Origin of the sequence: Stenotrophomonas sp. SBJS02 (assembly GCF_020428325.2) — a bacterium.
Classification (GTDB): Bacteria; Pseudomonadota; Gammaproteobacteria; order Xanthomonadales; family Xanthomonadaceae; genus Stenotrophomonas; species Stenotrophomonas africana.
The window spans coordinates 2,620,049-2,630,540 of the sequence record NZ_CP109812.1 but is presented as its reverse complement, the minus strand read 5'-3'; the positions used below and the strand labels follow the sequence as shown (position 1 = coordinate 2,630,540).

At 65.8% G+C, this 10,492-nt stretch carries 5 protein-coding genes and 1 pseudogene; 4 read left to right on the top strand and 2 right to left on the bottom strand.

The features are described 5' to 3' along the window. Positions 1 to 139: 139 nt before the first annotated feature. The 3 genes from FQS62_RS12255 (at position 140) to FQS62_RS12245 (ending at position 4,547) form a co-directional block, all read left to right on the top strand. A complete protein-coding gene (locus tag FQS62_RS12255) occupies positions 140 to 3,031 on the top strand; it encodes a TonB-dependent receptor (protein WP_208043514.1) in 2,892 nt (963 codons plus the stop codon). A gap of 102 nt (positions 3,032 to 3,133) precedes the next feature. Next, on the top strand, positions 3,134 to 3,877 hold the full coding sequence (locus FQS62_RS12250) for a FadR/GntR family transcriptional regulator (RefSeq protein WP_099589581.1): 744 nt from the start codon (positions 3,134 to 3,136) through the stop codon (positions 3,875 to 3,877). Between the two features lie 178 nt (positions 3,878 to 4,055). Beyond that, positions 4,056 to 4,547: a hypothetical protein gene (locus tag FQS62_RS12245; protein WP_208043515.1), complete on the top strand. Its 492-nt coding sequence runs from the start codon at positions 4,056 to 4,058 to the stop codon at positions 4,545 to 4,547. Between the two features lie 127 nt (positions 4,548 to 4,674). Here FQS62_RS12245 and FQS62_RS12240 read toward each other — a convergent pair whose 3' ends face one another. Further along, a complete protein-coding gene (locus FQS62_RS12240; protein ID WP_208043516.1) occupies positions 4,675 to 6,321 on the bottom strand; it encodes a fatty acid--CoA ligase in 1,647 nt (548 codons plus the stop codon). A gap of 129 nt (positions 6,322 to 6,450) precedes the next feature. On the opposite strand from FQS62_RS12240, the gene FQS62_RS12235 reads away from it, so the two are divergent. Continuing rightward, positions 6,451 to 7,125 carry a response regulator transcription factor gene (locus FQS62_RS12235; RefSeq protein WP_107379648.1) on the top strand — a complete coding sequence of 225 codons (675 nt, stop codon included), beginning with the start codon at positions 6,451 to 6,453 and terminating at the stop codon, positions 7,123 to 7,125. 4 nt (positions 7,126 to 7,129) lie between these two features. On the opposite strand, the pseudogene FQS62_RS12230 reads toward FQS62_RS12235, so the two are convergent. Then, positions 7,130 to 10,458 (bottom strand): annotated as a pseudogene (locus FQS62_RS12230) (PAS domain-containing hybrid sensor histidine kinase/response regulator). Positions 10,459 to 10,492: the final 34 nt, after the last annotated feature.

Below are 10,492 nucleotides of genomic sequence, written 5' to 3'. Positions count from 1 at the left end.
GCACATTAAATTGCGGTCAACTGGTATGGATCAAAGGCATTTGAACAATCGCATACCAATTGGTTGACATTTTCATGTCGCCGTGTCGAAGCTGCGTCCCACGCCTGGCATGCAGGCGATCCTTTGGGAGGAGGAAACCATGCGGCGACCCGCCGGAGCAGTGCACAGCATCTCGTTGTCCCCCACACCCCTGATCGTGGCGTTGCTCGCCGTGCTGGCGGGCCTGCCCACGGCCCAGGCGCAATCCAGCAAGGACGCGGCAGGGCAGGATCCCACCACGCTGGACCAGGTGCAGGTCACGGGCATCCGCGAATCGATGCAGAGTTCCATCAACAAGAAGCGCGACGACACCGTCATCGCCGACGTGCTGTCGGCCGATGACATCGGCGACCTGCCCGCGCCCTCGCTGGCCGATGCGATCGAGACCCTGACCGGTGCCGCCTCGACACGAGACAAGACCGGTGCATCGGAGATCTCGATCCGTGGCCTCGGCGCTTTCCTCAGCAGTACCAACTTCAATGGCCGCGAAATCACCAACGGCAGCGGCGACCGCTCGGTGAACTTCAACATGTTCCCCGCCGAGCTGATCAACACGGTGGCCATCTACAAGACCCAGCGCGCAGACATCATCGAAGGCGGCGTGGCTGGCACCATCGGCCTGGAAACAGTGCGCCCACTGGAGTACGGCAAGCGCTCGGCGCAGATCGATCTGCGTGGCAGCTGGGCCGAGTATGACAGGAAGTACCGCGACGACGACGGCATCGGCTACCGTGGCACCGCCAGCTACATCGACCAGTTCGAGTTCGGTAATGGTCAGAAGCTGGGCATCTCGCTGGGCTTCCAGCGCCTGGACGGTACCGATCCGGAAGAGAGCATCACCAGCGGTTCCACCTGGTATGCCTGCGATGGCACGCAGAACGTGGGTAATGCCAACTGCAATGAAGTCTCCGCGCAGGCCATCGCCAACGGCGCGCCGTACTACCTGGTGCCAAGCAGCCGCATCTACCGCCTCAAGCAGGAGCGCAACGACCGGCAGAGCGAGTTCGCCGCACTGCAGTGGCGGCCCAATGACGTGGTCGAAGTGAACCTCGACTTCGAACACACCGAGCGCAACTGGTACGAGAACCGCAGCGATCTGAGCCTGTCCAACGCTCGCCGCGGCATCACCCGGCGCGACGTGGACGCAGAGGGCATCGTGCGCCACCTGCATGGCAGCACTTCGATCGACTCCACTTCCAACCGCTACTGGCGTGGCGAGGAATACACCGGGGGTGGCCTGAACCTGATCCTGCGACCGACCCCGGCCTGGGAACTGTCCACCGATCTTTCGTACTCGCACACCAATCGCCTCGACAGCGAGCGCATGACCCGCCTGCGCGCCAACCAGCGCGACGTCAACAATGTCATCGTGCCGGGCATCAGCAGTGGTGCCACCGGCTACGTGGACTATGACTGGGACTGGCACGGCGAAGTGCCCAGTGTTGCCCTGGCGCCGAACTTCGACCCCAACAACTGGGACGCCTACACCGGCGCGGCGCGCGTCACCTCCAGCACAACGGAGAATGACCACAGGATCAAGGCCGGCCGCTTCGATGCCAGCTTCATGCCCGAGTCCGGCCTCTTCACCCGCATCAAGGGCGGCGTGCGCGCCAGCCAGGCTGACTATCGCCTGCGCGACAACACCCTGGTAACCGACTACGACCAGCGCGTGGCGGCCGACAAGGCGAAGATCAACGCCGCCAACCAGGCCTGCCGCGCGCCGTTCCCTCAGGATGACTTCATGGATGCCGCCAGCGGCAACACGATCTCCTCGTGGGCGTACTTCGATCCGAACTGCCTGTACCAGTCGTTCCGTGGCAGCCTCGACAGTGGGTTGGATCCGGGTTTTCAGGATCCGAACAATGTCGATATCACCGAGAAGACGCGCGCCCTCTATCTGATGGGTGAGTTCAGCAGCAGCCTGTTCGGCTTGCCGGTGACCGGCAACCTCGGCCTGCGCTGGGTCAAGACCGATGTGCGTTCTGAGGGCGTGCGTACCGGGCTGCGTATCCAGGACAACGGTGACGGCACGATCCGCCTGCAACCCACCGGCGAGTACACCACGCAGGTGTTCAAGGCGGGCAACGACAAGCTGCTGCCCAGCCTCAACGCGGCCTTCGAACTGCGCCCGGACGTGTTGCTGCGGGTCGGTGCATACCGCGCGATGTCACGGCCGGACATCGCTGCGCTGGGCGCCGGACGCACCATCAACGTGAGCAGCGATGCCACCTACGGCAATCTGGCCGACGCGCTGGATGACATCAGCGCCAGCGGCAACCCCGCCGCGCAGCCGCTGATGTCCTGGAACGGCGACCTTTCCCTGGAGTGGTACCCGAACCCGGACACGATGCTGGCCGGCGCGGTGTACTGGAAGCAGTTCAACGGCGGCACCGCCACGGCGCTGGTGCCGGAGACCTACACCATCGACGGCCAGAGCGTGACCGTGCCGGTGCGCCAGCAGGTAACCACCGACGAGGACAGCACGCTGACCGGCTTCGAGCTGACCGCCACCCATCGACTGTCGTACCTGCCCAAGCCGTTCGACGGGCTGGGCTTCAAGGTCAGTTACAACTACGCCGATGCCGACTACCGGACCCAGGACTCACGACTGGGCGAGCAGCTGGCCAGTGATGGCACGATCATTCCGGCGATCGTGCCGCCGGCGGGTCTCAGTGGCTTCTCGCGGCACGTCCTGTCAGGTTCGATCTACTGGGACGTCGGACGTTTCAACATCCAGGCCATCGGCAAGTTCCGCTCGCACTACTACCAGGACTTCACCGGCAATACCGCGCAGCAGAACCGCTACTACGATGACAACACCAGCGTGGACCTGCGCCTGCGCTACCGGGTGAACAAGCAGTTGTCGCTGTCGCTGGAGATGATGAACCTGACCAACGAGTCGCGCGTGGCCTACCAGCCGCTTTATGGGAACTTCCGCGAAGTGGTGACCTACGGGCGGCGTGCGTATTTCGGTGTACGATACAAGTTCTGAACAGGGCGGCGTGGCCAGTGGTCGCGCCGTCGCTCCAACCGGACCCTTGCCGGCCGCGGTGGCAGGGCAGGGACCCGGAAGGAATCGCCAAGGGTCAGCCGCATGTCCGCCAACCGCCTTTACCAGACCATCGCTGCCAAGCTCCGCAAGCTGATCGAGGACGGCGAATTTCCGCCAGGCTCGCGGCTGCCGGGCGAGCGTGAACTGGCCGAACGGTTCGGTGTCAGCCGGGTCACCATCCGCGAAGCCGAGATTGCACTGGAAGCACAGGGCTGGATTGCGATCCGCATCGGATCGGGCGTGCATGTGAAGCCGCGCCCGACGCAGGCGTCCGGCGGGCTGCCGGATGTCAGCGCCTTCGACCTCACCGCTGCCCGCGCGGTATTCGAGGCCGAGGCCGCCGCTCTGGCGGCAAGCAATCTGGACGATGCCGGCATCGCCGAACTGCAGGTGCTGGCCGAAGCGCTGTGCCGTCGCGACCTGAGCGACGCGGAAGCAGGCGAGTACGATCGCCGTTTCCATCTGACCATTGCCCGCCTGTCAGGCAATCCGGTGGTGGAGTACTTCGTGCAGCAGATCTGGCGCATGCGCAGCGAACTGCCGCGGGTGACCGAGGTCTATTCGCGGGTCTGCCATGATGATGGCGCCAGCCGTGCCGACGAGCACATGGCCATCTTCGAAGCACTGCGCGCACGCGATCCGGTGGCCGCGCGCAATGCCATGCGCCATCATTTCCAGCGTCTGTTCGAAGCGATGCTGCAGGCGACCGAAAGCCAGGCGCTGGAGGAGATCCGCCGCCGCACGCAGCAGGACCGCGAACGATTCATGGCTACGACGCGGATCTGAGTGCCGCGTCCAACACAATCGGCGCTGCGACCTTCAGCAGGGCAGATCGCGCTCGACGCCTGATGGATATGAGAAATGGGCATGACCGCGCCGATGCCCAGCCTGTCCGCAATGCCTACACTGCCCCCGGGTCATACACGGCCCGTTGAGAAAGCTGCATACACACAAGGAGCAGGGTATGAAGTTCTCGCTGTTGAGCGCGGCGCTGCCATTGGTGCTGGCACTGAGCGGAGTCCCCGGGGGAAGCGTCAATGCAGGACCGATCGCGGGCACCGCGACCGCCACTGTGGTTGCGAAGGCCACGTACGCGTCGGATTCGCTGGAAGCCGGCTACATCGTCGATTGGATCAAACGGAATTCGCCCGCCTACGCGCCGGCGTTGCAGACGGGTGAACTGGCCATCTCGCACAGCTATCAGTCTGCTGGCAGCCTCAAGCTGGCCGGTGCGGCGGGCCCGCCTGTTCCATTGCCTGCGCGTGGTGTGGAGGGCGAGGTCATCTCGATCTCCAATACCCTGCCGAGCGGCGCTTCCGAGTCGTGGACATACCGGTGGTCGAGCGGGGCGTGGAAGCTGATCAAGTACAGCTTTGATGCATGCCAGGGCCCCGCCAGCATCGGTGCGAAGGGGTCCGATAAGGCGATCGCTGCAAAGGGACCCTGCATCGACTGAGGGTGACCTGTGCTGGCAGAACAGAACCGAGTCTGCTGCAGGACAGTGGTGCCCCGGGAGATCATGGTCCCGGGGCGCCACTTCATACCTTGCCGTGCGAACATTGACCTCGGCGATCAGGCGGAGATCACCCACGGCCCGAGTCAGTCGCTGGATCATGCAACCCACGCAGCTTCTTCTTGTTGATCTTGCCCACGCTGGTGCGCTCGATCGCATCCACGAAATTGACCCGCTCCGGAATCGCATAACGTGAGATATCCCCGGCGCGGCTGCGTGCTGCGATCAGTTCGATGATCTCCGCTTCGGCCACATGGCTTCCCGGCTTCCTGACCACCAGCGGCAATGGCCGCTCACCCCATTTCGTATCGGCGATACCGATCACCGCGACCTCGCTGACCGCCGGGTGCAGCGCGATGATGTCTTCCAGCGCGAGCGAGGAGATCCATTCGCCACCGGTCTTGATCACGTCCTTGATGCGATCGGTGACACGCAGGTAGCCACCTTCGTCGATGTTGCCGATGTCTCCGGTGTGCAGGTAACCGCCCGCCCACAGCGTTGCCGAAGCCTCGGGATCGTGCAGGTAGCCCTGGGTCAGCCAAGGTGCACGCGCCACCACTTCGCCGGTGGCGACGCCATCGTGGACGACATCACCCATGTCCGGGTCGACGATGCGCAGGTCCACCAGCGGCACCGGTATGCCGGCCTTGGTGCGCAGTGACAGCACCTCATCGGCATCGGTCACGCTGTCCACGTCGATCTGGGCGATGGTGAGCAGTGGGCAGGTCTCGGACATGCCATAGCCGCCGAAGATGTCGATGCCCCGTGCCAGTGCACGCTGTGCCAGGGCACGGGGCAGGGCGGCACCGCCGATGATCACCTTCCAGCCCTCCAGGTCGGTCTGCGCCGCGTCCGGGTGCTCCAGCAGCATGTGCAGGATGGTTGGCACGCAGTGCGAGAAGGTCACCTTTTCGCGGGCGATCAACGCCAGCAGCTTCGCAGGCAGGTAGCGCCCCGGATAGACCTGCCTGATGCCCATCGCGGTAGCCACGTAGGGCAGGCCCCACGCGTGCACATGGAACATCGGGGTGAGGGGCATGTAGACATCGTCACGATGCAGTCGACCCTGGCGGGGTGCGCCGCCGAGCGCGGCCATCGCCGCCAGCGAATGCAGCACCAGCTGCCGGTGGCTGAAATAGACCCCCTTGGGCAACCCGGTGGTTCCAGTGGTGTAGAACACCGTGGCACGGGCATTCTCGTCGAAGTCCGGGAAGCGGACGACCGGCGTGGCACCGCGCAACCCCGCTTCGTACTCGGTGGCGAAGCCTGGCGGCAGCGGGCCACCGGCATCGTCCAGCAGGATGCGCGTGCGCAGGTCCGGCAGCTGCTCGTCGATGGCATCCAGCAGCGGCAGGAACTCGCGGTTGGCCAGGATCACCCGCGCGCCGCTGTGGTTCAGCGTGTACGCAATCTGCTCGGGGGCCAAGCGCACGTTCACCATCATCAGCACCGCACCGATCATCGGCACCGCGAAGTAGGCCTCCAGATAGCGGTTGCTGTCCCAGTCCATCACCGCCACCGTGTCGCCGTGGCTGACGCCCATCGAGGTCAACAGGCCGGCCAGCTGGCCGATGCGCGCCTGCAGGGTGCGGTAATCGAATCGGACCTGGTCGCCGTAGACGATTTCCTGTCCAGGGCTCACCGCCAGCGGCATCAGCAGCAGCTGCTTTATCAGCAGTGGATAGGCATGGGCATCGGGAGTGGGGGCGGATGACATGGCATTTCCTCGTGGGCGGCGTTGCGGTCGCCGGCCTTCTCCGCACCACACTAGCAAGCCCTTCCTGCGGTACCAGCGTACCTAGGTACCTGTTCCCGCGCGCACCCGATTTGATAATCTCGCCAGGACATGCCAACCCTGCTCATCGCCGATGATCACCCCTTGTTCCGCGCGGCACTGCATCGCGCAGCGGAAGAGGCGGCTGCCGATCTGCAGATCAGCGAGGCTGATTCGCTGGACGGCGTGCTGGAGGTGATCGAGAACCAGTCGATCGACCTGATGCTGCTGGACCTGCACATGCCGGGCAACCACGGGTTGGCCGGGCTGGCCACGATCCGTGCGCTGCAGCCGGGCCTGGCGATCATCATCGTCTCCGCCAACGAGGAGCCGCAGGTGATCCGGCGCGCCATCGACCTCGGCGCCGCGGGCTACCTGCCCAAGAGCTCGGGTTTGAACGAGCTGCAGTCCGCGCTGCAGTCCGTGCTGGAGGGCGAACGCTGGATACCGGCACTGCTGCGCGAGCCGGTGGCGCGGGTGGCTCCGTTCACCAGGGATGCCGACCTCGCCGCGCGCCTGGCCAGCCTGTCGGCACATCAGTACAAGGTGCTGGGGCTGGTGGCCGAGGGCCTGCTCAACAAGCAGATTGCCGACCGCCTGGGCGTACAGCTGCGCACGGTCAAGGCGCACATGACACGCATCATGGAGCGCCTGGGTGTACGCAACCGCGCGCAGGCCATCCGCGTGCTGCACGAAATGGGGTTGGCCGATCCGTCCCGGCAGATCGAAGAGCTGCCCGAGCCCTGAACGGTCAGCGCGTGGCAGTGGCCGCCAGCAGGTGGTTGATCGCCCAGCGCAGCGCCAAGGGCTTGAACGGCTTGTTGAGCAGGGACAGCCCAACGCCGCGCACCGCCTCGCGCGTATCGCTGCCGGTATCCGCGCTGAGGATCACCGTCGGCCGTGGCCCATGCTCGGTGACCAAACGCTGCCAGAGCGCCACGCCGGTATCGCCGTCATCCAGGTGGTAGTCGAACAGCCACAGCGCCGCGTCGTGCGCTGAGGGCCCGATGGCGTCGGCGTTGCCTGCCGCGATGACATCGCACCCCCAGGAAAGCAGCAGTTGCCGCATCGCGTCCAGTGCGTCCGGGTCATTGTCGACCACCAGTACGCAGATACCCTTGAGGGCACTGCTGCCGCCAGTCGGTGGTGAATTCCTCGGGGTCGCAGGTCGTGCTGCGCGTTGCACGCTGATCGAGAAAGTCGAGCCGTGATCGAGCACGCTGCGCAGGTGCAGCGGTGCATGCAGCAGGCCGGCGATGCGGTGTGCGATGGCCAGGCCCAGGCCGAGCCCCTGGCCGTTGCTGCGGTCGCCGCGGTGGAATTCTTCGAACACGATCGCCTGCTGCTCGCGCGCGATACCGGGCCCGGTGTCATGCACGCCAACAAGCAGTGTCTGCCCTCGGCGACGCGCGCCCAGCAACACGCCCCCGCGTTCGGTGTAGCGAATGGCATTGGCCAGGAAGTTCTGCAGCACACGGCGCAGCAGCAGCGGGTCACTGTGCACCCATGCCTGGGTCCGCACGTAACGGAACTGCAGGCCGCGCGCCGCCGCCAGTACAGCAAACTCCTGCGCAAGCGGATCCAGCACGGTGGACAGGGCCAAGGGACGCGGGTCGGCCACCAGCCCACCGGCTTCCAGCCGCGAGATGTCCAGCAGGCCGGACAGCAGGTCATCGGTGGAATCCAGCGCACCCCGGATCTGGCGCAGGAAACTGTCGAGGAATTCTGATTCGATGTGCTGCGACATCGCCTCGGTCAGCAGCTGCGCCGCATGCAGTGGCTGGATCAGATCGTGGCCGACGGCGGTCAGGAAGCGGGTCTTGGCCACGTTCGCACGCTCGGCCTCCTGTACCGCCTGCTGCAGCTGCGCGGTGCGGTCCTGTACCCGGCGTTCCAGATTCTCATTACTGCGCTTGAGCGCATCTTCCGTGCGTCGGAACGCCGTGACATCGGTGAAGGTGGCTACATAGCCACCGCCCGGCATCGGATTGCCGCGGATCTCGACGATGGTGTCATCGGGGAAGATCCGTTCGGACAGGTGTGGCGTGCCACGGCGCATATGCGCGACGCGGCGCTGCAATGCCTTGGTCGGCGTGTCGCCAGGGCCGTCGCCGATCTTCAGCTGTCCCAGTGCCCATGCCGTGAGGTTGACCACCGGCTGCCCGACCTGCAGCAGCTCCGGCGGGAACTTGAACAGCGCGGCGTAGCGGCTGTTCCAGGCCACCAGCTGCAGCTGCGCATCGACCACGCTGATGCCCTGGCTCATGTTCTCCAGCGCAGCTTCCAGCAGGCGCTGGTTGAAGCGCAGCACCTGAGTGGCCTCGCCGACGGCGCGGGTCACCGCGTCCAGCGGCGCGGCGCCGCCCTCGCGTGCGGCTTCGACCAACAGCCGTGCCATGCCTGCGCCGACCACGGCCGTCAGCTCACGCTCGACGGCGGTGACCCGGTCGTCATCCAGCATCTGCCCGGCGTGGCCTCCAGCAGCTGGCGCGCACGCTCCTGGCCAAGGAAGCGTCCGGCGGTCCTGCGCAGGGACGCCGCAGCCACCGCATCCCGCCTCCGCGGCAAGGACGGACGCACGGCCCGCGACACCAGGGCCACGGCCAGCAGGTTGACCGCCAGGCTGGCCCCCATGCTGATGGCGATATGGCCCGGCTGCACGCGCAGCGAGACCACCGACAACCAATGCAGCCCGTCGGCGTCGACCGACGGCGTCGCGGCCGGGATCACCATCGGCAGCAGTACCAGCCACAGCCAGGCCAACGAGCCCAGCACGATGCCGGCCATGATGGCCGCGGAGGGCGTACGTGGGCGATACACCGCCAGCAGCACAGCCGGTGCCAGCTGCGAGAGGGCGGTGAAGGACATCAGGCCGAAATCGCTGAGTGCCTCGGTGTCGCTCATCGCGCGGCTGTACAGCCACGACATCAGGAACACGGCGAGGATGCCGGCACGGCGGAACGCCAGCACGCGCGGGCGCAGATCGGCGTTGGCCACGCCACCCTCGATGCCGCCGAGCAGGCGCGAACCGAATCCGTGGTTGCCAAGCATGATCGACAGGGTCAGCCCGGACAGGATCATCATGCCGGTGGCCGCGCTCAGGCTGCCCAGATAGGCCAGCAGCGCCAGCAGATGATGGCCACCGGCCTGCGGCAGCGCCAGCACGTACAGGTCCGGTGATACCGAGGCCGGCAGCTGCGCGGCACCGGCCAATGCCATCGGCACCGACGGCAGACCGATCAGCAGCAGGTAGACCGGGAACATCCAGCGTGCCGTCTTCAGGTCCGATGTCTGGCGAAGCTCGACCACGCCGACGTGGAACTGGTGAGGCAGGGTGAACGCGGAGATCGCCCCCAGCGCGACCATGGTGAGATAGTCCGGCACGATGGCCGGTGGCGGCAGTTGCGCCATCTTCTCCAGCAGCGGCGTGCCGGCTTTGTGCACGGACAGCGCCGCATACAGGCCAATGGCCAGCAGTGCGACCAGTTTCAGCACCGATTCCAGGCCCAGCGCGACCACGATGCCGCGGTTGGGCTCGGTAGCCGAGGCCTTGCGTGCACCGAACAGCAGGGTGAACGCGGCCATCGTCAGCGCGAACCAGAACGACATGTCCAGCTGCGCACCGGCAGGCGCGAACCGATCACCCAGCAGGGCACCCAGCCCCTGGCTGACGGCTTTCAGCTGCAGTGCGATGTAGGGAATGATGCCGAACAGCGCCACCAGGGTGATGGTGAAGCCGATGCCGCGATCGGCACGCAGTCGTCCAACGACCAGATCGGCGATGGTGGCACTGTTGTGCTGCTTGGCCAGCCGCCCGAGGCGGAGCAGGAACGGCAGGCCCAACGCGAAGATCAGCGCCATGCCGGCCAGGGTCGGTGGAATGGGGAAACCCCATTGCAGCCCCTGCGAGGCCGCACCGTAGTAGGTCCACGCGGTGCAGTGCACGGCCAGCGACAGCGCATAGATGAGCGGCCACACGTTCGAAAGCCGGTGCCCCCGGCGCTCGCCCCAGAGCGCCACGCCAAACAGCAGTGCGGTCCATGCAATGCAGGCGAAGAGGACGATGGAGGGCGTCAACATCGCTCCAGTGTAGGGAGAGAACCGGGCAGGGTGG

Coding starts and splice junctions, on each gene's coding strand:
- FQS62_RS12250 (WP_099589581.1), top strand. CDS start 3,134: ATGTCCGCCAACCGCCTTTACCAGACCATCGCTGCCAAGCTCCGCAAG.
- FQS62_RS12245 (WP_208043515.1), top strand. CDS start 4,056: ATGAAGTTCTCGCTGTTGAGCGCGGCGCTGCCATTGGTGCTGGCACTG.
- FQS62_RS12240 (WP_208043516.1), bottom strand. CDS start 6,321: ATGTCATCCGCCCCCACTCCCGATGCCCATGCCTATCCACTGCTGATA.
- FQS62_RS12255 (WP_208043514.1), top strand. CDS start 140: ATGCGGCGACCCGCCGGAGCAGTGCACAGCATCTCGTTGTCCCCCACA.
- FQS62_RS12235 (WP_107379648.1), top strand. CDS start 6,451: ATGCCAACCCTGCTCATCGCCGATGATCACCCCTTGTTCCGCGCGGCA.